At 63.9% G+C, this 26,580-nt stretch carries 20 protein-coding genes; 5 read left to right on the forward strand and 15 right to left on the reverse strand.

Annotation, left to right across the window (positions count from 1 at the left end; translation table 11 throughout):
- Positions 1 to 81: 81 nt before the first annotated feature.
- The 7 genes from K288_RS0126115 to K288_RS0126145 all read right to left on the reverse strand — a co-directional run bounded on the left by K288_RS0126115 (position 82) and on the right by K288_RS0126145 (position 8,981).
- Positions 82 to 2,781 (reverse strand): nitrate reductase, encoded by a 2,700-nt coding sequence (locus K288_RS0126115; protein WP_027582224.1) that lies wholly within the window; start codon positions 2,779 to 2,781, stop codon positions 82 to 84.
- Positions 2,778 to 3,986 carry an FAD-dependent oxidoreductase gene (locus K288_RS46585; RefSeq protein WP_051334728.1) on the reverse strand — a complete coding sequence of 403 codons (1,209 nt, stop codon included), beginning with the start codon at positions 3,984 to 3,986 and terminating at the stop codon, positions 2,778 to 2,780. The genes K288_RS0126115 and K288_RS46585 overlap by 4 nt, the downstream gene beginning before the upstream one ends.
- A gap of 10 nt (positions 3,987 to 3,996) precedes the next feature.
- Complete coding sequence (locus K288_RS0126125; protein WP_027582225.1) at positions 3,997 to 4,422, reverse strand: globin family protein; 426 nt, start codon at positions 4,420 to 4,422, stop codon at positions 3,997 to 3,999.
- A gap of 138 nt (positions 4,423 to 4,560) precedes the next feature.
- Positions 4,561 to 5,355 (reverse strand): ABC transporter ATP-binding protein, encoded by a 795-nt coding sequence (locus K288_RS0126130; RefSeq protein WP_027582226.1) that lies wholly within the window; start codon positions 5,353 to 5,355, stop codon positions 4,561 to 4,563.
- 11 nt (positions 5,356 to 5,366) lie between these two features.
- Entirely contained in the window at positions 5,367 to 6,263 is an 897-nt protein-coding gene (gene ntrB / locus K288_RS0126135; protein ID WP_027582227.1) for a nitrate ABC transporter permease, read from the reverse strand.
- A gap of 62 nt (positions 6,264 to 6,325) precedes the next feature.
- Positions 6,326 to 7,642 carry a CmpA/NrtA family ABC transporter substrate-binding protein gene (locus K288_RS0126140; RefSeq protein WP_027582228.1) on the reverse strand — a complete coding sequence of 439 codons (1,317 nt, stop codon included), beginning with the start codon at positions 7,640 to 7,642 and terminating at the stop codon, positions 6,326 to 6,328.
- 415 nt (positions 7,643 to 8,057) lie between these two features.
- On the reverse strand, positions 8,058 to 8,981 hold the full coding sequence (locus K288_RS0126145) for an intradiol ring-cleavage dioxygenase (RefSeq protein WP_027582229.1): 924 nt from the start codon (positions 8,979 to 8,981) through the stop codon (positions 8,058 to 8,060).
- A 134-nt stretch (positions 8,982 to 9,115) separates the two neighbouring features.
- Here K288_RS0126145 and K288_RS0126150 point away from each other — a divergent pair, with 134 nt between their 5' ends.
- Positions 9,116 to 10,390: a serine hydrolase domain-containing protein gene (locus tag K288_RS0126150; RefSeq protein WP_027582230.1), complete on the forward strand. Its 1,275-nt coding sequence runs from the start codon at positions 9,116 to 9,118 to the stop codon at positions 10,388 to 10,390.
- 182 nt (positions 10,391 to 10,572) lie between these two features.
- Complete coding sequence (locus tag K288_RS0126155; RefSeq protein WP_027582231.1) at positions 10,573 to 11,895, forward strand: dicarboxylate/amino acid:cation symporter; 1,323 nt, start codon at positions 10,573 to 10,575, stop codon at positions 11,893 to 11,895.
- 136 nt (positions 11,896 to 12,031) lie between these two features.
- On the opposite strand, the gene K288_RS0126160 is transcribed toward K288_RS0126155, so the two are convergent.
- Positions 12,032 to 12,355 carry a hypothetical protein gene (locus tag K288_RS0126160; protein WP_152535676.1) on the reverse strand — a complete coding sequence of 108 codons (324 nt, stop codon included), beginning with the start codon at positions 12,353 to 12,355 and terminating at the stop codon, positions 12,032 to 12,034.
- A gap of 545 nt (positions 12,356 to 12,900) precedes the next feature.
- Between K288_RS0126160 and K288_RS0126165 the strand changes: the two genes are divergently transcribed.
- Positions 12,901 to 13,296 (forward strand): helix-turn-helix transcriptional regulator, encoded by a 396-nt coding sequence (locus tag K288_RS0126165; RefSeq protein ID WP_130581961.1) that lies wholly within the window; start codon positions 12,901 to 12,903, stop codon positions 13,294 to 13,296.
- A gap of 355 nt (positions 13,297 to 13,651) precedes the next feature.
- On the opposite strand, the gene K288_RS0126170 is transcribed toward K288_RS0126165, so the two are convergent.
- The 3 genes from K288_RS0126170 to K288_RS0126180 all read right to left on the reverse strand — a co-directional run bounded on the left by K288_RS0126170 (position 13,652) and on the right by K288_RS0126180 (position 17,415).
- Positions 13,652 to 14,734: an isocitrate/isopropylmalate dehydrogenase family protein gene (locus tag K288_RS0126170; RefSeq protein WP_027582234.1), complete on the reverse strand. Its 1,083-nt coding sequence runs from the start codon at positions 14,732 to 14,734 to the stop codon at positions 13,652 to 13,654.
- Between the two features lie 176 nt (positions 14,735 to 14,910).
- Positions 14,911 to 15,981 (reverse strand): alcohol dehydrogenase, encoded by a 1,071-nt coding sequence (locus K288_RS0126175; RefSeq protein WP_027582235.1) that lies wholly within the window; start codon positions 15,979 to 15,981, stop codon positions 14,911 to 14,913.
- A gap of 252 nt (positions 15,982 to 16,233) precedes the next feature.
- Positions 16,234 to 17,415: a CoA transferase gene (locus tag K288_RS0126180; RefSeq protein WP_027582236.1), complete on the reverse strand. Its 1,182-nt coding sequence runs from the start codon at positions 17,413 to 17,415 to the stop codon at positions 16,234 to 16,236.
- Between the two features lie 229 nt (positions 17,416 to 17,644).
- On the opposite strand from K288_RS0126180, the gene glgA reads away from it, so the two are divergent.
- Positions 17,645 to 19,072 (forward strand): glycogen synthase GlgA, encoded by a 1,428-nt coding sequence (gene glgA, locus K288_RS0126185; protein WP_043160729.1) that lies wholly within the window; start codon positions 17,645 to 17,647, stop codon positions 19,070 to 19,072.
- A gap of 92 nt (positions 19,073 to 19,164) precedes the next feature.
- Here the strand turns inward: glgA and K288_RS46590 are convergent, their stop codons facing one another.
- The 4 genes from K288_RS46590 to K288_RS0126205 all read right to left on the reverse strand — a co-directional run bounded on the left by K288_RS46590 (position 19,165) and on the right by K288_RS0126205 (position 25,052).
- Positions 19,165 to 20,400: an MFS transporter gene (locus K288_RS46590; RefSeq protein WP_043160737.1), complete on the reverse strand. Its 1,236-nt coding sequence runs from the start codon at positions 20,398 to 20,400 to the stop codon at positions 19,165 to 19,167.
- A 97-nt stretch (positions 20,401 to 20,497) separates the two neighbouring features.
- Positions 20,498 to 20,965, reverse strand: coding sequence for a PRC-barrel domain-containing protein (locus K288_RS0126195; RefSeq protein ID WP_027582238.1), 468 nt, complete (start codon positions 20,963 to 20,965; stop codon positions 20,498 to 20,500).
- 57 nt (positions 20,966 to 21,022) lie between these two features.
- Positions 21,023 to 23,224 (reverse strand): amylo-alpha-1,6-glucosidase, encoded by a 2,202-nt coding sequence (locus K288_RS0126200; RefSeq protein ID WP_027582239.1) that lies wholly within the window; start codon positions 23,222 to 23,224, stop codon positions 21,023 to 21,025.
- Between the two features lie 64 nt (positions 23,225 to 23,288).
- Positions 23,289 to 25,052 carry an ABC transporter ATP-binding protein gene (locus K288_RS0126205; protein WP_027582240.1) on the reverse strand — a complete coding sequence of 588 codons (1,764 nt, stop codon included), beginning with the start codon at positions 25,050 to 25,052 and terminating at the stop codon, positions 23,289 to 23,291.
- Between the two features lie 312 nt (positions 25,053 to 25,364).
- On the opposite strand from K288_RS0126205, the gene K288_RS0126215 reads away from it, so the two are divergent.
- Positions 25,365 to 26,435, forward strand: a complete 1,071-nt coding sequence (locus K288_RS0126215; RefSeq protein ID WP_027582241.1) for a glycosyltransferase family 4 protein — start codon at positions 25,365 to 25,367, stop codon at positions 26,433 to 26,435.
- The last annotated feature ends 145 nt before the right edge of the window (positions 26,436 to 26,580 follow it).

Here is a 26,580-nt window from a genome sequence, read left to right on the forward strand (position 1 = left end):
CGGAGCGAAGCAATCCATGCTGCCACCTGCTGAAGCATGGATTGCTTCGTCGCTTCGCTGCTCGCAATGACGTGAAGAGAGTTAGTTCGCAACTGCCAACGGATGTTGATCTGGGCTGGACGCTCCCGTCTGCGCGATCAGCCGCTTCAATTCCGGGATGCAGGAGCCGCAATTGGTGCCGGCCTTGAGCTTCGCGCCGATCTCTGCCGGCGAACGCGCGCCGCCGGCGATCGCATCGCAGATCGTGGCACGGCCAACGTCGAAGCAGGCGCAGACGACCGGGCCGGCATTGGCAAGGCCGTCTGCCGATTTGCCCGACAGCAGCATGCGGCGTTGCGCATCGCTGAGCGCATCGGCGACAAACAGGCTTTTCACCACGTTCCAGTCGCCGGCATCATCAGCGGGGCCGATGAACAGGCAGGTCTCGATATGGTCGTCCTTGAAGGAGGCGCCGCGGTAGATGCCGCCGCCGAAATCCTTGTATTCGGCGAGATCGCCCTCGGTGCTCATCCTGAGCCAGAGCTGCCAGCCCAACAGGTCGGCGTTGTCAGCGAACAGATAGCCGTGGCCGCCATTGACCGCAACGCGCGCGACCCAGGCATGAACAGGCAATTGCAGCGGCTGGCGCGACAGCGCGAAGCCGCGGAACACATATTCGTACGGCGCGATCGAGGCCGGCGTCGCCTTGTTCTCGGGCTGGCCGGAGAACGGATCGGTGAAGGGCGCAACCAGCGATCCGACGCGGGCGCCGGTCGCGGTGGCCTCGCTCCAATGGATCGGTGCGAACAGCATGCCGCGCTGCTGGCGCTCGCTGACGACGACGCGGAGCGTGCATTGCCCGTAATCGGTGGTGACGCGGGCAAAACTGCCGTCGGCAACGCCGTAGCGCAGCGCATCATCAGGGTGAACCTCCACGAACGGCTCGGGCAGATGCTGGCCGAGCCTCGGGCTCTCGCCGGTGCGCGTCATCGTGTGCCACTGGTCGCGGATGCGACCGGTGTTGAGGCGCAACGGCCGCGCTGGCGTCGTCTCGGTCCGCAGCGCCGGAATCTCCGGCGCGACGAAGCGCGCCTTGCGATCGTTGGCGAAGAAGCCGCCTTCGGCGAAGAAGCGCTGCTGCGGCGACGCATCCTGTCGCATTGGCCATTGCACCGGCGCCATCGCGTCAAAAGCATCGTCCGACAACGACGTCAGCGCGCCGATATCGAAATCTCTGATGCCATTGTTCTCGAACGCCGACAGCGCCGCGTGCTCGCGGAAGATGTCCGCGGCGGACTTGAAGTCGAAGGCGGAACCGAAACCGAGCCGCCTTGCGACCTCGCAAAGGATCCACCAGTCCGGCTGCGCTTCGCCAGGAGACTCGAGGAACGCGCGCTGGCGCGAGATGCGGCGCTCGGAATTGGTCACTGTCCCGGATTTCTCGCCCCAGGCCTGCGCCGGCAACAGCACATGCACCCCGGCATCGACGGTGTCGTTGGAGCGGACATTCTCCGACACCACCAATAATTCGAGCTTCTTCAACGCTTCGCGCGCGGCATCGGCATCCGGAAGCGAAACCGCCGGGTTGGTGCCCATCACCCACAACGCCTTGATCTCGCCGCGCCTGATCGCCTCGAACATCTGCACCGCTTTCAGGCCCTCATGGGTGGCGATGCGCGGCGCCTTCCAGAACCGGCGGACGCGGTCGATATCCGGCGGCGTGAATGCCATGTGGGCGGCGAGCTGGTTGGCGAGACCGCCGACTTCGCGCCCGCCCATCGCATTTGGCTGTCCCGTCAGCGAGAACGGCGACGCGCCGACCTTGCCGATGCGGCCCGTGGCGAGGTGGCAGTTGAGGATGGCGTTGACCTTGTCGGTGCCCTGCGCCGACTGGTTGACGCCCTGCGAATACAGGGTCACCACGCGGGGCGTGTTGGCGAACATCTTGAAGAACGCGGCGACGTCCTGCTCCGAGAGGCCGGTGGCGAGCGCCGTCGCGGCGGCGCTGCCGGCCATGCCGCGGGCGCGGGCCAGCGCCTCGTCGAAGCCGCTCGTGTAGTGGTCGATATAGGTTTGATCGAGCGCGCCGGCATCAGTGAGATGCACCAGCAGGCCGCAGAACAGCGCGGTGTCGGTGCCGGGCTTCAGGCCGAGGAACAGGTCGGCATCTTCTGATGTATCGGTGCGGCGCGGATCGATCACCACAATGCGCGCGCCGCGCTGCTGCTTGTTGGCGAGCATGCGCTGGAACAGCACCGGATGGCACCAGGCGGCGTTGGAGCCGACCAGCACCAGGAGGTCAGCCTGTTCGAGATCCTCGTAACAGCCGGGCACAGTGTCGGCGCCAAAGGCACGGCGATGGCCGGCCACGGAGGACGACATGCACAGCCGCGAATTGGTGTCGACATTGGCGCTGCCGATGAAGCCCTTCATCAGCTTGTTGGCGACGTAGTAATCCTCCGTCAGCAACTGCCCGGAGAGATAGAACGCGACCGCGCCGGGGCCATCGCGCGCGATGATGTGCTTGAAGCGGTGCGCAACATGGTCGAGCGCGTCGCTCCAGGCGATGCGCTCCATCCCCTTGTCGCAGCGGATCATCGGATGAAGCAGCCGGTTCGACAGCCCGAGTGTTTCGCCGAGCGCGGAGCCCTTCGAGCAAAGCCGGCCGAAATTGGCGGGATGATCGGGATCGCCCGCGATCGCGGCGCCGCCCTTGCCGTCCGGCGTCGCCAGCACGCCGCAGCCGACGCCGCAATAGGCGCAGGAGGTCTTGACGGTGTGAAGCGCTGGATCGGCGGTCATGCCGCCTCCGCCAGCGAACGGCCGAACATCATGTCGCCGCGGATCTTGGCAATCGGCCTCCCGCTGCGGATCAGGTCGAGATACCAGAGCGCATCTGACGTGTCGCCGATCAGGACCGCACCGGTCAGCCGCCCGTCTGCAATCACCAGCTTCTTGTAGGTACCGTGGTTAACGTCGCTGAACACGATGCTCTCGCTGCCTTCGGCGCCCATGAAATCGCCGGCGGAAAACACGCTGACACCGGACACTTTCAAATTGGTTGCGACGATGCTGCCGCCATAGGCGACATCCTGGCCGGCAAGATGCCGCGCCAGCACCCGCGCCTGCTCATAGGCGGGCTCGACCAGGCCATAGCAGATGCCCCGATGTTCGGCGCATTCGCCGATCGCAAACACGCCTTCCGCAGCGGTCTGTAAGCAATCGTCAACCACGATGCCGCGATTGACGGCAATGCCGGCTTCCTTTGCCAACGCGATGTTGGGCCGGATGCCGGCGGCAAAGATCACCGCGTCCGCCTTGATCAGGCGTCCATCCGCAAGCTCGACGCCTTCGACGCGGCTTTCGCCATGGATGCGCGCTGTGCTGGCCTCGAGCAGGATCTCGATGCCCTTCTGCTCGACCAGCGATTTCAGGAGCGCGCCTGCCGGAGCATCGAGCTGGCGCTCCATCAGCCGGTCCATCAGGTGCACCAGCGTCACCGGCGCGCCGGCCTTTGCAAGCCCATAGGCCGCTTCAAGCCCGAGCAATCCGCCGCCGATCACGACCACGCGCGTCTTGCGCGCGGCGAGCGCGAGCAAGAGGTCGACATCGCGGCTGTCGCGAAACGTGTGCACGCCGGCGAGATCGGCGCCGGGCACGTTGAGCCGCAGCGCCGACGAGCCGGTGGTCAAGACCAGCTTCGAGAAGGCGATGCTCTCCTCGCCTTCGATCTTCAGCTCGCGGCGGCCGACATCGATCTCGGTGGCGATGCAGCCATATTTCAGCGTGACGCCGCGGTCGCGCCACCACGAGGCCGGCTGCAGCTCGATATCCTGCGACGTGGTCTCGCCGGCAAGGACCGAGGACAGCAGCACGCGGTTATAGGCCAGCCGTGGCTCGCTGCCGATCACGGCGATGGCGTAGCGTCCGAGCGCCACCTTCGACAATTCGTCGACCAGGCGCGCGGCCGCCATCCCGTTGCCGACAATGACCAGCGGTTCGCTCACGGCACTTCCTCTAGTTGGCGGCCTGAGTGCCGCCGTAGGCTTCCGAAATCATGTAGCCGGACAACGTGCCATAGGCCGCGATCCAGGCTTCGGCGACTTCCGACGTCCAGGCGTCGCCGAGCCCTTTCTCCAAGGTCCACAACAGCGCGCCACCGACAACCGGATAGTGCTCCGGCTTGGTCCCGTAGCTCACATGCCGCTTGGCGAGCGCGCTTGCGGCGGGCAGCACGGCTTGCAGATTGCTGAGGCCGTTCACCACCACAGCCAGAACCGCCATCAGTTTCTTGCGCTGCTCGCTCATGTCGTCCGGAAACATCGCCCTCACCGTCGGCGCGACCTCGAACAGGCGATCGTAGAAGATCATCGCGGCCTGCTCGGAGATCGGCGCAACTTTCGAGAAACTCTCCTGCACCAGTTTGACCTGCTCCGGTGTCATTGCTTTCTCCATCTCCACTCGTCATGTGCGGGTTTGACCCGCGCATCCATCGCAAAGAATCTTCCGCCTTCGATGGATTGCCGGGTGATTTGTGCGAAGACGCGCTTCGCGCTCCAGCCCGCCAATGACGACTGCGGACTACGCCGCCTCGACGAAGCGATGCCGCTCGTAGAGGAATTCCAGCACGCGCTGCCGGCATTTGAGGTAGCCCGGATTGGTCGCGAGCTCGAGCCGCTTGCGCGGCCGCGCCAGCGGCACTTCCAGCACTTCACCGATCCGTGCGCTCGGACCGTTGGTCATCATGACGATGCGGTCCGACAACAGCACCGCCTCGTCGACGTCATGGGTGATCATCAAAATGGTGTTGCCGAGCTTCTGGTGCAGGGCCATCACGGAATCTTGCAGATGCGCACGGGTGAGCGCGTCGAGCGCGCCAAAGGGCTCGTCGAGCAGCAGCACCTTCGGCTCCATGGCGAGCGCCCGCGCGATGCCGACGCGCTGCTTCATGCCGCCGGAGATTTCGTTGGGGCGCTTGTCCTTGGCATGCGCCATCTGCACGAGGTTGAGATTGTGCATCACCCAGGCATCGCGCTCAGCCCGCGTCTTGGTCCTGGCGAACACCTTGTCGACACCGAGCTTGACGTTCTCGTAGACCGTCAGCCACGGCAGCAGGCTGTGGTTCTGGAACACGACGGCGCGATCCGGCCCCGGCGAGTTGACTTCGCGGTTCTCGAGCAGCACGCCGCCACGCGTGGCGCCGGTGAGGCCAGCCACGATGTTGAGCAGCGTGGACTTGCCGCAGCCGGAATGGCCGATGATCGAGACGTACTCGCCCTTGTCGATCGTCAGGTTGATGTCCTTCAGAACCTCGGTGGTGGCATTGCCGCGGGTGAAGGTCTTGTCGATGTGGTCGAGCTTCAGATAGGCCTGCATGACATTTCCCCTCAGTTCACGGCGGTGCCGCGGGTCACGATCTTCGCGAGTCCCGCGATCAGGCGGTCGAGCACGAAGCCGATGATGCCGACATAGAACAGCGCCAGGATGATTTCGCTGATGTGCGAGGAATTCCAGGCATCCCAGATGAAGAAGCCGATGCCGACGCCGCCGATCAGCATTTCCGCCGCAACGATCGCCAGCCACGACAGGCCGATGCCGATGCGAAGACCGGTGAACATATATGGCGCGGCCGCCGGGATCATGATTTTGGTGAAGAACTCGAGCGGATTGAGCTGCACGACCGCGGCGACGTTGCGGTAATCCTGCGGGATGTTGCGGATGCCGACCGCGGTGTTGATGATGATCGGCCACACCGAGGTGATGAAGATCACGAAGATCGCCGACGGATGACCGTCGCGGAAGGCGGCGAGCGACAGCGGCAGCCAGGCGAGCGGCGGAATCGTGCGCAGCACCTGGAACAATGGATCAAGCCCGCGCATCGCCCAGACCGATTGTCCGACCAATGTGCCGAGCGCAATGCCGACGATCGCTGCGATCGAATAGCCGTAGGCGACGCGCTGCAGGCTCGCCGACAGGTGCCAGAACAGACCCTTGTCGATGCCGCCATGATCGAAGAACGGATCGAAGATCAGTTCCCTGGTATCGCTGAACACGCGCGAGGGCGGCGGCAGTGCCGAGCCGGCGCGCCGGCAGATCAGTTCCCAGACCACGAGCAGGAGCGCGACGACGATCAGCGGCGGCACCACGCGCACCGCAGCCTCCCTCGCCATTTTGATATACTTCTCGGACTGCGGCGCACGCTTCGGCGTCATGGTCACGACCGGTGCGGACGCGACCGGAAGCGCCGTCATCGCGGCGTCGGTTTTCACTGCAGGCATAGACATCGAAAATCTCTCTCCGTGTTCAGATGGCAGGCCACGCGCGGATGCGCGCTGGCCCGCTCGGATCAGACGTCAACACGCTTGATGGACAGCGACTTCAGATAGGCCGACGGATTCTCGGGATCGAACACCTTGCCGTCGAAGAAGGTCTCCTTGCCGCGCGAGGTCGAGGTCGGAATTTCGGACGCGGGCACGCCCATTTCCTTGGCCGCCTCGCGCCACATATCTTCGCGATTGACCTTGGCGATCAGCGCCTTGGTGTCGAAGCCCGCTTCATATTTGCCCCAGCGGATGTCTTCGGTGAGGAACCAGAGATCGTGACTCTGGAACGGATAGGACGCGAAGTCGCGCCAGTACTTCATGATGTGCGGCGAGTTCTCGACCACCTTGCCGGGGATGCCGTAGTCGAACTTGCCCGCGCTGCGATCATAGACGTCCTCGACGGGGCAATTCATCCATTGCCGCTTGCCCATGATCGAGGCGAGTTCCTGCTTGTTCTCCGCCTTGTCGGACCATTGCTGAGCTTCCATCACTGCCATCAGCAGCGCCTTGGCGGCTTTCGGATATTTGTCGACGAAAGCGGCGCGCATGCCGAACGACTTTTCCGGATGCTTATTCCATATTTCCCCGGTCGTGACGGCGGTGTAGCCGATGCGCTGGTGGATCAACTGCAGATTCCAGGGCTCGCCGACGCAAAAGCAATCCATGGTGCCGACCTTCATATTGGCGACCATCTGCGGCGGCGGGACAACGATGGTCTCGATGTCCTTGTCCGGATCGATGCCACCGGCCGCGAGCCAATAGCGAATCCAGAGATCATGGGTGCCGCCTGGGAAGGTCATGGCCGCCTTCACGGCCTTGCCGGAAGCTTTCTTCTTTTCCAGCGCCGCCTTGAACGGCGTGGCGTCGACGCCGAGCTTGAGATCGGCGTATTCGGCGGCGACCGAGATGCACTGACTGTCGAGGTTGAGCCGCGCCAGGATGTACATCGGCGTCGGCTGGTTGTTCTGCGTCACCTTGCCAGCCGAGATCAGGTAAGGCATCGGGGTGAGGATATGCGCGCCGTCGATACCGTTGCCCTCAGAGCCGAGCACGAGATTGTCGCGCGTCGTGCCCCATGAGGCCTGCTTCTGCACGTCGACATCGGGCATGCCGTATTTGGCGAACATGCCCTTGTCCTTGGCCACGAACAGCGGGCCGGCGTCACTGAGCGCGATGAAGCCGAGCTTGGCGCCCTTCACCTCGGGACCCGCGCCTTGCGCGAACGCGCCGGCCGGGAAATTCAATCTCGCCGCGGCCAGCAATGCGGCCGTTCCGCTTGCCGCCTTCAGGATCTGGCGGCGGCTGACGCCACGGGAGGTCTCGTTGGTCGGCTTCGTCATGGGTGCAAATGTCCTTTGCGTCTGCATGCCCGTCCGCTTTGTGGCGCCGCCCCGAAAGCGCACGGGGTCACGTCCTGGGGAGGCCCCAGTCTGGCGGTGTCACAATTCGGATGATTGGTTTCGAGGGACGGCTTCAATGGCGTCGCAACATAGCTATTCAAGCTTCGTGCCAAGCCGCGACGTTGGAAAAATTCTAAGAAATATAATGGGTTGCGAGTTGCATCGGTCAGCGCGGCTCGCCCGGTTCCGCCGCCAAATTTTGCGATTCGCTCAATCCTTGTGCGCCGCACAAGAATTGAGCAGGCCCTGCTTGAGCCGTAGCCCGGGTGGAGCGGAGCGCAACCCGGGGACGCCTGCACGCGTGGTTACGAGTGATCCCGGGTTTCGCTGCGCTCCACCCGGGCTACACGTCCCCCTAGGCGTCTTCAGAGACCTTCTCGGCCTTGACGCCGAGCGGCGCCGGCGGCGTTCCCTCGCCTGGCTTGATGCGGAAGTCGTAGGTCATCAGGTGCCACGGCTCGCTCGTCTTCGTGCCGTCGGGCATGACCGGATCGGTGCGCTTCTCGATCTTCGCGACCAGCTCGTCCTTGACGCCGAACACCACGTCGGAGTCGAGATATTTGTCGCCCTCCATGAAGACGTGGGTGATCAGCGGCTCATAGCCCTTCGCCGCGACCAGGAAATGGATGTGCGCGGGCCGCATTGGATGGCGCCGTGTCTGCATGATCATCTCGCCGACCGGGCCATCGGTCGGGATCGGATAGCTGCAGGGCAGGATGGTGCGGAAATGGAAGCGGCCATCATCGCCGGTGATGAAGCGCGCCCGCGACGACGGGCCTTGCGTCGCATAGCTCGCCTTCTGTGAATCGTAGAAGCCATCATCATCGGCGTGCCAGACGTCGACCGGTGCGCCCGCGACCGGCTTGCCGTCGAGATCGGTGACGCGCGCCTGCACGTAAAGCCGCTCGCCCGGCAGCGTCGACGAGATGTCGGTGCCATCAGGCGTCACCTTGTGCTCGCCGACATAGAACGGACCGAGCACCGTGGTCTCGGTGGCCCCATCGCGATCGCGGTGGTTGACCGCATCGACCAGCATGGAGACGCCAAGCACGTCGGAGAGCAGGATGAATTCCTGGCGGATATCGGTGCATTTGTGGCCGGTGCGGGTCAGGAAATCGATCGCATATTCCCATTCCTCGAAGGTGAGGTCGGTGCGGCGGACATAGTCGTGCAGCGACTTCACCAACTCCTGAAGCAGGAATTTGGCCCGCGGGCTTGGCGTTTCCTCGAAGCTCTGGATGACGGCAGCGGTCAGCTCGGTGTCGTTGAATTGCGGCATTGCTTCCATCCCTGCGAAATCGGCATCGCTTGGCTTCAGCCTACACGATGGCCCACTGCGGCGTAAGCGCCAGGTGATTGGAACATGGGACACTTTTCGGCTATCAAGGCCCGCCTCACAACCGGAGAAGAGCGATGCTTGCCCCCACCCCCGCTTCCCCCGAATCCGCCGGCATGTCGCAAGCGGCGCTCGATCGCCTCGAAGACCACCTGAAGCGGCGCTACATCGAGGCCGGCCGGTTTCCGGGCACCCAGCTCCTGATCTATCGCCGCGGCAAGATCGTGCATTCGACCGTGCAGGGCTTTGCGGATGTCGAGCGGAAGGTGCCGGTCAAGGACGACACCATCTTCCGTATCTATTCCATGACCAAGCCGATCACCTCGGTCGCCTTCATGATGCTGGTCGAGGAAGGCCTCGTGGCGCTCGACGACCCGGTCCACAAATATATCCCGGAATGGAAGAACCTCGGTGTGTTCCAGGCCGGCACCGCGCCGGCGTTCCTGACCAAGCCGCCGTCACGGCCGATGCAGATCGTCGACCTGCTGCGGCACACTTCTGGACTCACCTACGGCTTCATGCAGCGCTCCAACGTCGATGCCGCCTATCGCGAGAACAAGATCGGCGACGTCGTCAAGGCCGGTACGCTCGACAGCATGATCGAGGATCTGGCAAAAATCCCGCTGGAGTTCTCGCCGGGCGAGGCCTGGAATTATTCTGTCGCCACCGACGTGCTCGGCTATCTCGTGGGCAAGATCAGCGGCATCCCGTTCGAGCAGTTCCTGAAGCAGCGCATCTTCAATCCGCTCGGCATGAACGATACCGATTTCTTCGTCCCGGCGGAGAAAGCCCATCGCTTCGCCGCCTGCTATTCCGCAGACCCGCAGGGCGGCATCACCTTCCATCCGACTGAGCGCAAAGGCGGGCTGACGCTGCAGGATGACCCGGCCACCAGCTCGTTCCTGTCGCCGCCCTCGCTGATCTCCGGCGGCGGCGGATTGTGCTCGACAGCGGCCGACTATCTCACCTTCTGCCGCGCGCTGCTCAATGGCGGCGAACTCGGTGGCGTGCGGCTGATCGGACCGAAGACCCTGAAGCTGATGACGTCGAGCCACCTGCCCGGCAATGTCGACCTGCCGACGATGTCGCGCTCGCTGTTCTCGGAGGCGGGCTATAACGGCATCGGCTTCGGCCTCGGCTTTGCAGTGACCATGACCCCGGCGCAGACCCTGCTCGCCGGCAGCCCCGGCGAATACAATTGGGGCGGCGCTGCAACCACGTCGTTCTGGATCGACCCGGCCGAGGAGCTGATCGCGATCTTCATGACGCAGGTGCTGCCCTCCAGCGCCTACCCGCTCCGGCGCGAGCTGCGCACCATGGTGTACGCGGCGATCACCGACAGCAATCTTTAGATCCTTCTTTTGACGCGTTTTCTTCACGCGAACCGGTGTCCACTTCGCTCGAAAGCGCTCTTCCGTATTGTTCCGCGGCGTATCGCAAGACGCGCCGCGGAACTTCGACGGCGCGCGAATCGTCATGACGCGTGCTTGGCACGCAAGTTGCTACGCATGGGCGAACCCCATCGGAGCAGACCATGTCGAGCATCGCCGCAACAGCAGCCACCGAAACCCGCAAGCCGCTCTACACATCCCTTTTCGTCCAGGTGCTTGCCGCGTTGCTGCTCGGTATCGCGCTCGGCGTGGCAGCCCCCGACTTCGCGATCGGGCTGAAGATCTTCAGCGACGCATTCCTCAAGCTGATCTCGATGATCGTGGCGCCGATCGTGTTCTGCGTGGTCGTGCACGGCATTGCCGGTGCCGGCGACCTCAAGAAGGTCGGCCGCGTCGGCGTCAAGGCGCTGATCTATTTCGAGGTGATGACGACGATCGCGCTCGTCGTCGGCCTCCTGCTCGCCTATCTGTTCGGGCCCGGCCATGGCATGAACATCGACGCTGCAACGCTCGATGCCAAGGCGCTCAACACCTATGCCGACAACGCCCACAAGCTGCAGGGCGGCGGTATCGGCGCTTTCCTCCTGAACGTCATTCCGTCCACCTCCTTCGATGCGCTCTCGCGCAACGACGTGCTGCAGGTGCTGTTCTTTGCGGTGATCTTCGGCGTCAGCCTGGCGCTGGTCGGCGGCGAAAAGGGCGAGAAGGTCACCTCCCTGATCGACGCGGTGTCGGCGGTGCTGTTCCGCGCGATGGGACTGATCGTGCGCGTGGCGCCGCTCGGCGTGCTCGGCGCGGTGGCCTATACGGTCGGCAAATACGGCGTAGGCTCGCTCAAGCAACTGGTCTCGCTGGTCGCGCTGTTCTACGTCTCGGTCGCGATCTTCGTGTTCGGCGTGCTCGGCGGCGTCATGGCCCTGGCCGGCATCAACCTCCTCAAATTCCTGGGCTACCTGCGCGAGGAATTGACCATCGTGCTGGCCACCGCCTCGTCCGATGCGGTGCTGCCGCAGATCATGCGCAAGCTGGAGCGATTGGGCGTCAAGGACTCCGTCGTCGGGCTCGTGATCCCGACCGGTTATTCATTCAACCTCGACGCCTTTTCGATCTATCTCACCCTGGCGGTGGTGTTCATCGCGCAGGCCACCAACACGCCGCTGTCGTTCGGGGATCTGTTGCTGGTGCTCGGCGTCTCGCTGATCACCTCGAAGGGCGCGCACGGCGTGCCAGGCTCGGCGATCGTGATCCTGGCGGCGACGCTGAACGCTGTGCCGTCCATTCCCGCCATCGGCCTCGTGCTGGTGCTGTCGGTCGACTGGTTCATCGGCATGGCCCGCGCGCTTGGCAACCTGATCGGCAACTGCGTTGCGACAGTCGTGGTGGCGGCGTGGGAAGGCGATCTCGACCGCGAGAAGGCCCGCCGCGTCCTCGACGGTGCCGAACTGGTCGACGTGACGGCGGGCTAGAGCATGACCCGGAAAAGCGAGCACCGGCTTTCCGAAAAAGATCATGCTCAAACAAACAGCTAAAGCCGGATGACGATTCGAAGAAAAGTCATCACGCTGTAGAGCGAAGCGCAGCTTGGCGCTCGCGCCGGCCGCGCTATTTGACCAGTTTCAGGTAAGGCGGCAGCGGCCTGCCGGAGACCGACCGCACTTCCTGCGGCGGTCGCTCTTCCGGAGTCATCAGATCGCACAGCGCCTTGAGCTCGGCGTCGGTCACCTGATGCAGTTCCATCCTGAGTTCAAGGATTGCCAGCGACAGCAAGCGCGCTGTTTCCGGACTTGCCTTGTCCGAGAGGAAGTCCCTGCACTCCTCTAGCGTCGCAAGCAGTGAGAGCAACCGTTCTTCGGTATGGGCAACCGGCATTTCGAGTGCTCCCGAACTTGCGAGATAGATCCGTGGCGTTTCAGTTCTTCGCTTCATGAGCCTCTCCACAAAGGTCTGCGGGTGGTCGGGCGCGTGAACCTATAGATGATCCAGAAATTTTGCGAAATTGTCCAGCGGGTGATTGTTCGTCTGTTTTCCTTCTAATGCGCGTAGCGCGCGGGAGGGATGCGCCACGTGGCTACGTCCGCTGTCAATTTTTGGCGAGATCCGAGCCGTTCAGGTCCCGTACAAGTACGGGGTGTAGGACTACGTATGCACGGGGGAGGTAGTAAGCATGCACTCAAAATCTGTGTCGATCCAACCCGTAGTAGTTGTGGTTTGTCCAATATTTTGCCAAATGTATATTGCGGGATAGCGCAAGTTATCCCGGGCGTTGACGACTTTAGGTAGTCTGAAGGCGCCGGTACCCGGATACTTCCAAAGCGCGTGGCGTTTGGCTACCATTCGCAGTCTGCTTGGAATGCCGTGGTTCGCAAGACGAACTCACGATCCGGACAATGTTAAAGCGGAAGTATGGAAGTATGGACGAATCCCTGACCAATCTGCGCAGGGCCTCCCGATTTGAAGGACGGGTAACCAGAATGAACAGATCAGCAGCAAAGAAGATGAAGCAGCGCAGTGCCGGCAAGCCCGACATTGAGTTGGGCAAGCGGATTCGCCTGCGGCGTGTGGAGCAGAAGATCTCGCAAGCTGAGCTGGGCGAAAAGCTCGGCGTCAGCTTCCAGCAGGTCCAGAAGTACGAGAAGGGCGTGAACCGCGTTGGCGCTGCTCGCCTTCAGCAGATCGCTTCCGCGCTCGACGTGCCTGTCACGTTCTTCTACGACGGCGACAACAAGTCGCGCGAGGTCGAAAGCCTCCTGTTCCTGGACAGTGCTTTCAGCCTCAGGTTGCTGCGAGCCTACAGCAAGATCAAGGACCAGACGGTTCAGCGCCAGCTGGTGTCCTTGATGGAATCGATCGCCGCGAACGAAGGCTGAGCATTCAACCTTTCTTCGTTTCGTGGCGCGGACCGCATCGATCCGCGCAAGCGCGTCGAACCGTGGCATAACGTTGCACCGGACTATGCGTTGGTTCGGATCGAGGCTTTGCTAAAGCGCTGCCATCGAGATGGCGGCGCTTTTTGCTTTTGAGGCTGTGGCCCGATGCGATGCGCAGCGGCGCGTTTGTTCCAGGCATTGACTCGGGGGAGCGACAATTGGTCGCGCGATCACCGGCGCCGGGGAAAGCGATTTAGAGCGTTTTTGAGCGAAGTGGACACCGGTTCGCGTGAAGAAAACGCGTCAAACAACAATCTAGAGCTTCGGTTCTGATTCAATCAGAACAGAAAATGCTCTAGAGCAGCGCCAGCACAGCCTTGGCGATGTCGGCGGTGCCGTTGCTGCCGCCGAATTCGGTCGGCTTGATGCCGCCGGCATAGGCCTTGTCGACGGCGCGCTCGATTCGCTCACCGGCTTCCGCCGCGCTCTCCAGCCCATGCTTGTCGGCAAGCCAGTCCAGCATCATCGCGACCGAGAGGATCATCGCAGTTGGATTGGCCTTGCCCTGCCCCATGATATCGGGCGCAGTGCCGTGGCAGGGCTGAAACACCGCGTAGCGGTCGCCGATGTCAGCCGACGGCGCCATGCCCATGCCGCCGATCAGGCCGGCAGCAAGATCGGAGAGGATGTCGCCGAACATGTTCTCCGTCACCATGACGTCGAAATCCCAGGGACGCTTCACCAATAGCGCCGAGCAGGCATCGATATAGAGGTGATCGGCCCTGACATCCGGATGCCGCTTTGCCGTCTCGTCAAAGATCCCGCGGAAGAACGCGAAGGCCTTGAACACATTCGCCTTGTCGACGCAGGTCAGCCCGCCGCCAACGCGGCCGCGCGCCTTGCGGCGTTCGGCGAGGCGGAATGAGAACTCGAACAGGCGCTCGGAGGTCCTGCGTGTGATGACCATGGTCTCGCGCGCCTCATCCTCGGTGACGACGCCCTTGCCCATCGAGGCGAACAGGCCCTCGGTCGATTCCCTGATCACGACGAGATCGATGCCGCGCTGCTCCGCGCCGACGATCGGGCTTGGCACGCCAGGAATCAGCCGCGCCGGCCGCACGCCGGCATAGAGATCGAAATGGAAGCGCAATTCGATCTGTGGCGCGATCTCGGTGTTATCGGGGTAGCGCACCGACGGCAGGCCGCAGGCGCCGAGCAGGATGGCATCCGCCTCCTCGCATAGCCGAACCGTCGATTCCGGCATCGAGGTGCCGCTCTCTCTATAATGGTTGGCGCCCGCGGGCGCCTCGGTGAAGCGGAACCTGAGCTCCGTCGTGGCCTCGATCTTGCGCAACACCTCGAGTGCCGGCGCCATCACCTCCGGACCGATGCCGTCGCCGCCGAGCACGGCGATATGGAGTGCGTCGTTTGCGGACATGGGTTGCCTCTTGCCAGCGGAAGGGTGCGATAGGTGATCCGTCATTGCGAGCGGAGCGACTTGTCCGTCGTAGCCCCACGGGCGAAGGCGGAAGCAATCCATCTCACCGCTTGCGGAGCCATGGATTGCTTCGTCGCTATCGGTCCTCGCAATGACGGTAGAGGCGCGGACGCGCCCTACGGCGTCAGCACGGCGCGGCCAACCAGCTTGCCCTTCTGCAATTCGAGCAGGGAGTCATAGGCCTTGGCGAGCGGAACGGTCGTCACCGGGATCGGCGCGATCTTCTTGGTCCGGACCAGGTCGAGCAGTTCCTGCGTCTCGCGGAGGTTGCCGACATAGCTGCCCTGGATCGTGATCGCCTTGATCGGGATCAGCGGCAGCGCAAAGGTCGCGCCGCCGCCGAACAGGCCGACGATCACGAGCTTGCCGCCCTTGGCGAGGCAGTCGAAGCCAAGCTGCGTGGTCTGGGCATTGCCGACGAGGTCGATCACCGCGCGGATCGGCCCGCCCGCCTTCTTCGCCAATTGCTCCAGCGCATCGGGCGCCTTGCCGTCGACGGTGCCGAGCGCGCCGGCGGCTTCCGCCGCTTCGCGCTTGCGCGCGTCGATATCGACGACAATAGCACCCTTGCCGCCCATCGCCTTCAGCAGCGACACCGCCATCAGGCCGAGGCCGCCGGCGCCGATGATCACGATCGGCGAATCAAAAGCGAACTCGACCTTCTTCAGCGCGCTGTAGGTGGTCACGCCCGAGCAGGCGTAGGGCGCGGTGGTGACGGGATCGAGCCCCTTGAGGGTCAGAAGGTACTTTGGATGCGGCACCAGCATGTGATCGGCGTAGCCGCCGTCGCAATAGACGCCGAGCGAGTTCGGCTTGACCGCGCACATATTCTCATCGCCGGCAAGGCAGGTCGGACATTTGCCGCAGCCGAGCCAGGGATAGACCAGCGCGACGTCGCCGGCCTTGAGGCCGCCGGTGTCGCCCGGTTTCACGTCCGGCCCGAACGCCACCACCTCGCCGACGGTCTCATGCCCCATCGTGCGCGGCAGCGAGACGCCGCGATCCTTCAGCGACAGCGGCTTGCGCCCGTGGCCGAGATCGTAGCCGCCTTCCCAGATATGCAGATCGCTGTGACAGATGCCGGCCGCTTTCACCTTGATCAGCACCTGCGTCCCGGTCGGCTCCGGCGTCGGCTGGTCGACTTCCTTCAAGGGGGCGTTGAACTCGGCAACCTGGAAACTCTTCATCCTTGTTCTCCCAACATTCTTTGTTGTTACGGCAACATTGCCACGTCTGCCGACGCGAGACAAACCTTAGGCGTTGCAATGGATGCTGCGCTCCCTCTCCCGCTTGCGGGGGAGGGCTGGGGTGGGGGTGTCTCCACGATTCATGCTGTCCGATCGTGTGGAGAGAGCCCCCACCCGGCGCTTCGCGCCGACCTCCCCCGCAAGCGGGAGAGGTGAAGGAACGCGCGGCCCGGTTCAAATGCGCATCATCCGCTAGCCGGCGAATGCGGCAATCTCCGCTTCGGACAGACCCGCCTCCTTGAGATAGCCGCGGGTGTGCTCGCCGAGCGTCGAGACTCGCTTTACGGCTGCAACCTTCGCGCCGGACATCCGGAACGGCAGGTTGACCACCTTGAAGGTCCCGCCGCCGTCCTCGACCTCGGCCAGGGCGCCGCGATGCGCAAGCTGCGGATCGGCCAGCGCCTGCTCCACCGTGCGATAGGCGGATGACGGCACGCCCTTCTCATTGAGCGCGGCGAGGCATTGCTCCGTCGTCACCCGGCGCGACCAATCCTCGACGCCATCCATCAAGGCCGCCCAGTTTTCCCGGCGGTCGGAATATTTGGCGAATCGTGGATCGCTCACCCATTCGGGACGGCCGATCACCTGCATCAGGCTCTGAAACGTCTTCTCGCTGGCGATCGCCACCATGACGTAGCCGTCGGAGGTCTCAACCGGGCCGAACATCGGCCGCGCCGTCGGCTGCACCTTGAACTGCGCCCACTGCACCTCATTCAAGGTCAGGCTCAGCATCGCTTCGAGCATGGAGACGTCGATGTGCTGGCCCTCCCCGCTGTGGTGCCGCTGATGCAGCGCCGCTCCGATCGCGCCGAACGCATAGACGCCGCTCAGCACGTCGGCAGTGTAGATGCCGCAATAGTCGGGCCTGCTCCGCCCGGCCTGGTAGGCCAGATGCGCCATGTCGTAGCCGGAGGCGGCGTGGATGACCGGGGCATAGGCGGGCAAGCCGGCCGACGGCCCGGTCTGGCCGTAGCCGGAGATCGAGCAGTAGATCAGGCGCGGGTTGAGCCCGCGCAGGCTGGCATAATCGAGCCTCAGCCGCTGCATCACGCCCGGGCGGAAGTTCTCGACCAGGATGTCGGCGGTCGGAACGAGTCGGCGGACCACCTCCGCTCCTTCCGCCGACTTCAGGTCAAGCGTCAGGCTCTTCTTGCCGACATTGAGCTGGCCGAAAGCAGTAGAGCAACGGTTGCGCACCGGCGGGCGGGTACGCATCATCTCGCCTTCCGCAGGCTCGATCTTGATGACTTCCGCTCCGAGGTCGGCAAGCATGCGCGTGCAATGAGGGCCGGCGATCGTGGTCGAAAAATCAAGCACGCGAAGGCCATCAAGGCTCTTTGTCAAATAGCCCTCATCGTTCTCGACTATCGTCATTCGCAAAGCTCCTTCGGCCGCACCTGTTGTCGGCGCGGCGCGAACCTAGAGCATGATCCGGAAAAGTGGAAACCGGTTTTCCGAAAGGATCATGCCCAAAGAAGGTGGAGCGGCTTCTACAGGGAAGCGTCTGATCCAGACCGGACTGGGCGGGCCCTTTGATTTTGGTCAAAGGCAAACTGGACCCATTTTTGCATAGTCGTTTACAGGTTGGAGCGAGGCGCTTTTTTTGAGGGTCTTATTCATCACCACTGAGATGGACGATTTCGTCCGCGTCGGCGGCCTTGCCGCTGTTTCCGCCGCCCTTCCCCGAGCCCTGCGTCCCCTGAGCGATGTCCGGATCATGCTTCCCGGATATAGGGACGTGGTCGAGCAACTCACTCATATTGAAATCGTTGGCGAATGCGCGCCGCTTGCGGAGATGCCGGCATGCACGATCGGCCGCGCCGCGACTCGCGACGGCATGCCGGTCTACGTCGTGCTCTGTCCTCACCTCTACGACCGGCCGGGCAACCCTTACGGCGATGAGAGTGGATGCGACTGGCCGGACAACGACATCCGCTTCGGTCGCTTCGCGTCCGCCGCGGCAGAACTCGCCGCAGGCAGTCTGGACAAGAATTGGGCAGCCGACCTCGTCCACGCCAATGACTGGCAGGCTGCACTGGCGCCGGCCTATCTGGCCTGGCGCGGCGCGCGCATCCCGTCGATCCTGACCATCCACAACCTCGCCTATCAGGGGCTCTTCCCGAAGGAGTCGTTGCGGCGGATTGGCGCGCCGGAAAACTCCTTCCACATCGACGGACTCGAATTCTACGACAAGCTGTCCTTCCTCAAGGGCGGCATCGTCTATGCCTCGCATCTGACGACCGTCAGCGCGACCTATGCCAAGGAGATCACGACGCCGGAGCTCGGCTGCGGGCTCGAGGGCCTGCTCCGCATCCGCTCCAACGCCGCGCAGCTCACCGGCATCCTCAACGGCATCGACGAGAGCTGGGACCCGCGCTTTGACGCCAAGCTTGCGCAGCAGTTCAGCGCCGGTGACTGGGTCGGCAAGCAGGCCAATGCGGATTACGTCCGCAAGCAGTTCGGCCTTGCCGTCTCCCGCGGACCGATGTTCGGCCTGGTCGCCCGCCTCGTGCACCAGAAGGGCGTCGACCTCGTGCTGTCTGCGGCCGACGAGATCGTCGCGGCCGGCGGACAGATCGTCGTTACCGGCTCCGGCGAGCCCGCGATCGAGCAGGCGCTGGTGGAGGCGCACCGGCGGCGGCCGGACGCGATCGGGGTCGCGATCGGCTTCAACGACGCGCAGGCGCGGAGGATCTTTGCCGGCAGCGATTTCACGCTGATGCCGTCGCGCTTCGAGCCCTGCGGCCTCAGCCAGATGTATGCGCAGCGTTTCGGCTCACTGCCGATCGGCCACCAGACCGGCGGGCTGGCCGAGACCATCAAGGACGGCGAGACCGGATTTCTGTTCGCACAGCCGTCGGCGGCATCCTTCCTCGGCGGCGTGCGCCGGGCGTTCGATGCGTTCGTCGTCAAGGACCGGCTCGACACCATGCGCCGCAGCGCCATGGCGCGGAGCTTCAGCTGGAGCATCTCGGCCGCCCTGTACGGAGCGCTCTATCGCAAGCTGGCACTGCCGCAGGTCATCTCGTAGCCCGGGTGAAGCGAAGCGCAACCCGGGAGCCCCTGCATCCATAGTTCACCAGCGGTCCCGGGTTACGCTGCGCTTCACCCGGGCTACGGGAGTCACGCTGGCGCCGTTCGTCGCGTCTCGGGCATGATCAGCAGGATCATCAGGAGGCCGAGCGCGGCGATGCCCGCGAGGCCCAGGAAAGCGATATTGCTGCCGAACTTGTCGCTGACATAGCCGGCGATCACCGTGCTTAGCGATGCGCCGATCCCGACCGCGGTGCCGACGATGCCCTGCGCCAGGTTGAAATGCCCGCTGCCGAAGGCGACGTCGGCCACGATCAGGGGCACCATGACGCTGAACACGGCCGCAGTAATGCCGTCGAAGATCTGCACGGCCACCAGCAGATAGGGATCGTGCACTGTCGCAAACAGCACGCCGCGGATCACGAGCGCGCCGAAGGCCAGCAGCAGCAAGGGACGCCGGCCCCAGGCCTGCGCCTTGCGCCCGACTGAAGGTGAAGCAAGCGCCACGATCGCCTGCGGCACAATGATGCAGGCCGCGATCAGGACCGGCGCCCACTGGCTGGATCGCATCGTCACCACGCCCGCCATCAGCGGCAGCATCGCCGCGTTCGCGAGCTGGAACAGGAGCATGCTGACGGCGAAGATCAGCAATGCCCGCTTGCTGCACAAAGCGAGCACGCTGGTCGCTTTCTTGTCGGGCACCTCGCGCACGACCGCACCATGGGCCTGCGCGACGTCGATCTCCTTCTCGCGGATCCGCGACAGCGCGATCAAGGTCGGCATCGCCAGGATGAAGGTGACCAGGAACACGGAGCGGCTCGAGACCAGGTAACCGGCGGCGCCCATCAGTGCTGCCGCCGAGCCATTGCCGAGCGAAGCGAAACGGGCATTGCGCCCGAGCCGCTCGCTGATCGCGAACGGCCCCACCAGGCCGAGGCTGATCGCCGCGATCGCCGGGCCGAGCACGCAGCTTGCGAGCGCGTGCAGGGTCGCCGCCGCCACCACGATCGGGAAGATCGGCCACACCGCATAGGCCAGCGCGGCGCAGCCGATGGTCGCGACCGCGAGCCCGGCGACCATTTTTTCGGAGCGCGCCGCATCGACGATGGCGCCGCCCGGCATCTGCCCCAGCAACGCGATGATGCCGCCGATCGAGAGCACGAAGCCGATCTCGACCTGGGTCCATTTCTGCGTGGTCAGATAGACCGCCACGAACGGGCCGAACCCGGTCTGCACGTCGGCCAGGAAGAAGATGAACCAGTCGAGGCCGCGCTGGCTCTGGGATGAAGGTTGGCGCGACGGCTCTGGACTCGGCAACTCCGGCACCAGCGGGGCGCCGTGATCGTCCGCCGTCGACCGCCTGCGATCGCCGCCAATCCTGTCCGTTAACGAGGAGGGACGAGCGATCAATGTATCTCCGACTTTAATGGTCATATTGCCATGGACGCAAACTGCCGGCAGCGCCGAGCACGATGAGGGGCGTATCCTCCTTGTATTCCGGCGCCGCGCTCACCTGCTCCTTGGTCAGTTCGAGCGTGATACTGTCGCTCTTGTTGGCGACCTTGCCGAAATGCAGCGCGTTCCAGTCAACGACGATCTTGCGGCTGCCGACACCGAGGAAGCCGCCGAAGTCGATCACGGCGGCGCGCACGGTGCCCTCGCGATCGACGATGACGTCGACGATCCGTCCCATGTCCTCATTGGCGGCGCTGCGCACGTCGCGCCCGAGAATGCCATGCGCATCCCTGGCGCCGATCACCGTCACCGAGGGCGGAGGCGCCGGTTCCTTTTGCGCAGCCGGGGGTTTGGCCGGCGGCGGTGCCGCCGGATCATCGGCCGCTTGTGCGGCCGCAATTGCGGCAAAGGCCGCAGCAATAATTGTCATCACCATGCTCGCCCACATTGGGGGCCTCCAAACCAGGAAAGAAGGTAGACATTTGGCCGACATTCAATGCGTCAGCACGATCGACACCTGGATTTGACCGCGTGTACGCAACACTTCCAGCGACACTTCGCCATCATGGCGGCGGACTCTCAGGTCGACGCTGGAGGCGCCGAGCTGCAGGTCGCGCAGGATCGCCTCATTTAGGAATTCCGGCAAGCGCGGATCGCGCAGCCTGATCTCGCCGCGCGCGGCGTCGAATTCGAGCCCCAGAGCCGCCTCCACCAGCGTGAAGGGGGTCGCGCTCGCCCAAGCCTGCGGCGCACAGGCTACCGGATAGAGCACCGGCCCGCGCCGCCGTTCGCGCTGGAACCCACAGAACAATTCGGGCAGCCGCCGCAAATCCATGTAGCTGGCGGCGTCGAACAGGCCCTTGAACAGATGCGCCACCGAATGCTTCAGCCCGTAGCGCGCGAAACCGAGCGCGATCAAGGCATTGTCGTGCGGCCAGATCGAGCCGTCGTGATAGGACATCGGATTGTAACGGACCTCGTTCCTGCCGACCGTGCGGATGCCCCAGCCCGAAAAGAAGCTCTGGCTCATCAGGTCGGCTGCGACCAGCCGCGCGCGGTCTTCCCGGACGATGCCCGTGAACAGGAGCTGGCCGGCATTCGAGGTCCGCACCCGGCACGGTTCCTTCTTGCCGTCGAGCGCCAGCGCATAGGTCCCGAGTTCCTCGCACCAGAAGGCGTCCTCGAAGCGCTGGCGCAGCGTCTCGGCCTCCTTGTCGAGCTTATCCGCCCTCTCGGCATAGCCGAGCTGGCGCGCTACCCTGGCCAGCAGCCGCTTGGCCGCGAACACATAACCCTGCACTTCGCAGAGCGCGATGTAGCCTTCCGCCAGCCTGCCGTCGGCATGGAAGATGGCGTCGAAGGAATCCTTCCAGCCCTGGTTGGCGAGGCCCTGCTCGGTCGCGCGCTGATATTCGATGAACCCGTCGCCATCGGGATCGCCGGGGCCGTCGATCCATTGCAGCGCCGCCTCGATCGAAGGCCAGAGTTCCGCAAGCGTCGCTGCGTCGCCGGTGCGCTCGAAGTAATGGCCGGCCAGCAGCACGAACAGCGGCGTCGAGTCGACGCTGCCGTAATATTGCGCGAACGGCACCTCGCGCAGCGCCGCCATTTCGCCGCCGCGCATCTCATGCAGGATCTTTCCTGGCTCCGCATCGGAAAGCGGATCGACGCTCTTGGCCTGGAAGAACGCGAGCCGCTTCAACACCCCTTTCGCGATGCGCGGATCGATCCACAGCATCTGCAGCGCGGTGATCAATCCATCGCGGCCGAAAGTCGTGGAGTACCAGGGGATGCCCGCATAGGGATAGCGGCCCTGCGGCGTCTCCGTCATCAGCATGTTGAGGTCGGCCATCGCCTGGCACAGCACCTCGTTGAAGATGTTGTTCGAGGTCTCGATGGTCCCGGCCCCTGCCGTCGAGCGCCGCATCTCGCGGCGATGCGCGAGCAGGCCGCGGAAGAACGGCACCGGCTTGTGCATGATCGGCTTGTTGCAGGACACCGCGATGAAGAGCGAGGTGACCGCCTTCGGCGCCAGTTCGAAATGATAGGTCGCGGCATTGACCGCCAGCCGCGTCGGCTTGGGATCGAAATGCAGCGCCGTGACCCGTGACTGTTCGTCCAGTCCGACGTATTCGAGCACGACGTCGGTCGGGCCGAGCAATCTGCTTGAGCCGATGCCGCGCCGCGGCCGGCGCTCGCCGCGCACTTCGAACAGATCGGCGAAATCATTGTCGAACAGCAAGGTGAGATCGAAGCTCGCCAGCCGATCGCCGTGATTTTGCAGGCCGATGCGCTGATAGGCGGTGCCGCGCCACAGGAAGATCGAGCGCACGATGTGCAGCGTATCCTTCTGCAGCATCAGCCGGCCGTTGCGATAGACATCCGAATTGGTGAGATCGACGGTCAGCGCCGAATTGTCGTCGCGCATGTTCGACCCGAGCAGCAGCGGCTGCACGTCGTCGAGCACCATTTCCAGCCGCGCGAGGTAGCGCGTATCGGCGTTGAACAGGCCATCGGGGCCACCGGCGGAAGCGCCGATGTCGCCATGGCTGTCGAGCACGATGAAAGTGTCGTCATGCTTGAGCGACCGCCGCGGCCTCGCGGCGGGACCGGTCATCGGAATGTAGAAAGGCGATTCCGCGATTTGCTCGACGACGCGCGTGGTCGAAATTTGCGTAACGATCTCCGCTGCCATTTAGACCTCGAGCGCTTCTCTCTCGGGTTGCGATGGACGCCGACTAATACGCAACTACCGTGGATTAGGCCGCCTGAGTGGCGAGGCGGCCCATTTCGCGCACGACCAGTTCGCGGTATGGCCCCCTGCCCTGCACGAGGATATCGGGCGGCCCGTCCTCGACAATGCGGCCGCCCTGCAGCACGACCACGCGATCGAAGCTGCGCAGCGTGGCCAGACGATGGGCGATCGCGACCACAGTGCGCCCGCGCATCAAGCGCGACAACGCTTCACGTATGGCCTCCTCGGACTCGCTGTCAAGCGCCGCAGTCGCTTCATCGAGCAGAAGGATCGGCGCGTCTTTCAAGAACGCACGGGCGATTGCGATGCGCTGGCGCTGGCCGCCCGACACTTTGATGCCGCGATCGCCGACGATGGTGTCCATGCCCTCCGGCAAATTCTCGATGAAGTCGCAGCGCGCCGCGATGGCCGCGCGCAGCACCTCGTCATCGGTGGCGTTCGGCCGTCCGTAGCGGATGTTTTCCAGGATCGAGCGGTGGAATAGCGAGATGTCCTGCGGCACCACCGAGATCGCTTCGCGCAGGCTCTGCTGGGTGACCCGCGAAATATCCTGGCCGTCAATGGTGATGCTGCCGCGCTCCACGTCGTAGAAGCGCTGCAACAGCGTGAACAGCGTCGATTTGCCGCCGCCGGATTGCCCGACCAGCCCGACCCGTTGGCCAGGCTGGATACGCAGGCTGAACTTGTCGAACACCTGCATGCCGCCGGGATACTGGAACGAGATGTTGTTGAAGGCGATTGCGGCTCCGCTCTTCATCAGCGGCTCGGCCTCCGGGTGATCCTTCAGTTCGTGCGGCACGAGCAGCGTCGCAAGCGCCTCCATCAGGCGGGCGACATGCTGGGTGGCATCGACCAGCGCCACGGCCAGATCGCGCGTCGCGCTCAGGATGCAGATCCCGAGCGTGCAGACCAGCACCACGTCGCCGGTGGTGGCGGTGCCCTGCTGCCAAAGGTTGATCGCCCAGGCCAGCATGCAGATGGTGAGGACCACGGTCACCCCCGCATGGGTGAGCCGCAGCTTTTCGAGATAGCGCAGGCTGCGTCCGCGGGCGGTCAGTTCCCGGTTCACGGTGGCATCGAACCGGGCGTGCTCGAAGCTCAGTCCGCAGAACGCGCGCACCAGCGGCATGTTGTTGATCACGTCAACCATCTCGCCATCCACGGCGGCGGCCTTGTTGGCAAAATCATCGTGCAGCGGCCGGCCGGCGGCCGCCATCCGGAACATCCCGAACACCATGGTTCCCGCAATGACGATCAGCACCGCCGACATCGTCGCGCTCACGGTCGCTATCAGCGCGATCGCCGCGAAGGTGGCGACGCAGGGTGGCAGCACGTTCCAGACAAACATGTTCTCGACCGTGTAGACCGCGTTCGAGGTCGCGGTGATGCGGCTGGTCAGCATGCCCGGCAGGCGGTCGCTGAAATAGCTCGGCGCGTGGCCTGTGAGGTGGCGGAACAGATCGCGGCGGAGGTCGCCGGTGACGCCCACGAAGGCGTAGCTCGCGATCCAGCTTGCGATCCGCCACAGAAAATTATCTGCCGCGATCAGGGACATGAGCAGAACGAATGCCAGCCATACGCCGCTGGCCTTGGCCGGACCGCCCGACAGGCTGTCGACCAGGTTCTTCACCCCGTATTGCGTGCCCACCGAGCAGGCAACCGCACCGAGAACGCACCCCAATATCACGGCGTGTGATGCGGGCCGCCGCCGCAGATAGCGCAGCACAAAGGGAAAGGGGCGGTGCGCGTATCCTGAAAGATTGTCCATGAGCGCCTGCAAACCTGTTGAGCAGTAAGGTGAATTTTCTTAGGACACCGCCCCGCACACGATTCCGTGAGGGACGATGATCGATGTTTCGTATGGCGAGGCCATCACTGCGCAACAATTCTGCAGCACCGATAGTTGCGAAAATTTGTTCGCGGCAGATGGCATCAGCAAGACCACACTGTGAAGGAAGAAAGAACGACCCACACAGCTAAGGAACTTCGCACGTGCGGGAACGTTCCCGTTACGGCATGCCGGTGCCGGACAAATGGGGTTGGGCTTGATTATCCCACATCACACAGAGGAGACGAAAGCATGCGCATCGCGCAGGTTGCGCCACTGACGGAGGCTGTTCCCCCGAAGCTCTATGGCGGGACGGAACGGGTCGTGCACTGGCTGACGGAAGAACTGGTCACGCTAGGTCACGACGTCACCCTGTTTGCCAGCGGGGACTCACAGACCTCAGGCAAGCTGGAGGCGACCTGGCCGAAAGCGTTGCGCCTCGATGGATCGGTCCGCGATCCCAACGCGCTGCACATGGTGCTGCTCGAGCGCGTCCGACAGAAATGCGATCAGGAGGAGTTCGACTTCCTCCACTTCCATCTGGATTACTATCCGTGGTCGCTGTTCCAGCGGCAGCCGACCCCGTTCGTGACCACTTTGCACGGTCGGCTGGACCTTCCCGAGCACCAGCCGGTGTTCGACACCTTCCCGGAGGTGCCGGTGATCTCGATCTCCAACGCCCAGCGCCGTCCGGTGCCACAGGCGAATTGGGTGAAGACGATCCATCACGGCCTGCCGGAGAACCTGCTGACGCCGCAGGCGGTCAACCCGTCCTACCTGGCAGTGCTCGGCCGCATCGCGCCGGAAAAGGGCGTCGACCGCGCCATCAAGATTGCGATGCGCTGCGGCATCCCCTTGAAAATGGCGGCAAAGGTCGACCGTGCCGACCAGGAATATTACGAGGCGGTCATCCGTCCGCTGATCGTCGACAATCCGCTCGTGGATTTCATCGGCGAAATCAGCGACCGGGAGAAGCCGGAGTTCCTGAGCGGCGCCATCGCGCTGTTGCTGCCGATCGACTGGCCGGAGCCGTTTGGCCTGGTGATGATCGAGGCCATGGCCTGCGGCACGCCGGTCATCGCCTACAACCGCGGCTCGGTGCCGGAGATCATCGAGGATGGCCTGACCGGCTTCATCGTCGAGGATGAGACCAGCGCGGTCGGCGCGGTCGGTCGGCTTCCGGCGCTCAGCCGTCAGACGATCCGCAAGCGGTTCGAGACCCGCTTCACCGCGCGCCGCATGGCGCTCGATTATCTCAACTGCTATCGCGAGCTGATGGAAGCGGCCGAGCCGCGCATCAAGCTGGTCGCAAGCGCGGAGTAGACTGCCGTAGGGTGGGTTAGCGTCCGCCGAAGCTCGAAGAGCGAAGGCGGATGCGTAACCCACCACTCGCGCGCAACAAGGACGGTGGGTTACGCCTCTCGCCTGCGCGTGTGGAAGCGACCGAGATCGGAACTCGGCTAACCCA

The organism is Bradyrhizobium sp. Ai1a-2 (assembly GCF_000426245.1).
Classification (GTDB): Bacteria; Pseudomonadota; Alphaproteobacteria; order Rhizobiales; family Xanthobacteraceae; genus Bradyrhizobium.

What these genes read in the sequence shown, in the direction of transcription:
- K288_RS0126115 (WP_027582224.1), bottom strand. Translation starts at nt 2,781, where the DNA reads ATGACCGCCGATCCAGCGCTTCACACCGTCAAGACCTCCTGCGCCTAT.
- K288_RS0126125 (WP_027582225.1), bottom strand. Translation starts at nt 4,422, where the DNA reads ATGACACCGGAGCAGGTCAAACTGGTGCAGGAGAGTTTCTCGAAAGTT.
- K288_RS0126130 (WP_027582226.1), bottom strand. Translation starts at nt 5,355, where the DNA reads ATGCAGGCCTATCTGAAGCTCGACCACATCGACAAGACCTTCACCCGC.
- ntrB (WP_027582227.1), bottom strand. Translation starts at nt 6,263, where the DNA reads ATGTCTATGCCTGCAGTGAAAACCGACGCCGCGATGACGGCGCTTCCG.
- K288_RS0126140 (WP_027582228.1), bottom strand. Translation starts at nt 7,642, where the DNA reads ATGACGAAGCCGACCAACGAGACCTCCCGTGGCGTCAGCCGCCGCCAG.
- K288_RS0126145 (WP_027582229.1), bottom strand. Translation starts at nt 8,981, where the DNA reads ATGCCGCAATTCAACGACACCGAGCTGACCGCTGCCGTCATCCAGAGC.
- K288_RS0126150 (WP_027582230.1), top strand. Translation starts at nt 9,116, where the DNA reads ATGCTTGCCCCCACCCCCGCTTCCCCCGAATCCGCCGGCATGTCGCAA.
- K288_RS0126155 (WP_027582231.1), top strand. Translation starts at nt 10,573, where the DNA reads ATGTCGAGCATCGCCGCAACAGCAGCCACCGAAACCCGCAAGCCGCTC.
- K288_RS0126160 (WP_152535676.1), bottom strand. Translation starts at nt 12,355, where the DNA reads ATGAAGCGAAGAACTGAAACGCCACGGATCTATCTCGCAAGTTCGGGA.
- K288_RS0126165 (WP_130581961.1), top strand. Translation starts at nt 12,901, where the DNA reads ATGAACAGATCAGCAGCAAAGAAGATGAAGCAGCGCAGTGCCGGCAAG.
- K288_RS0126170 (WP_027582234.1), bottom strand. Translation starts at nt 14,734, where the DNA reads ATGTCCGCAAACGACGCACTCCATATCGCCGTGCTCGGCGGCGACGGC.
- K288_RS0126175 (WP_027582235.1), bottom strand. Translation starts at nt 15,981, where the DNA reads ATGAAGAGTTTCCAGGTTGCCGAGTTCAACGCCCCCTTGAAGGAAGTC.
- K288_RS0126180 (WP_027582236.1), bottom strand. Translation starts at nt 17,415, where the DNA reads ATGACGATAGTCGAGAACGATGAGGGCTATTTGACAAAGAGCCTTGAT.
- K288_RS0126195 (WP_027582238.1), bottom strand. Translation starts at nt 20,965, where the DNA reads ATGGTGATGACAATTATTGCTGCGGCCTTTGCCGCAATTGCGGCCGCA.
- K288_RS0126200 (WP_027582239.1), bottom strand. Translation starts at nt 23,224, where the DNA reads ATGGCAGCGGAGATCGTTACGCAAATTTCGACCACGCGCGTCGTCGAG.
- K288_RS0126205 (WP_027582240.1), bottom strand. Translation starts at nt 25,052, where the DNA reads ATGGACAATCTTTCAGGATACGCGCACCGCCCCTTTCCCTTTGTGCTG.
- K288_RS0126215 (WP_027582241.1), top strand. Translation starts at nt 25,365, where the DNA reads ATGCGCATCGCGCAGGTTGCGCCACTGACGGAGGCTGTTCCCCCGAAG.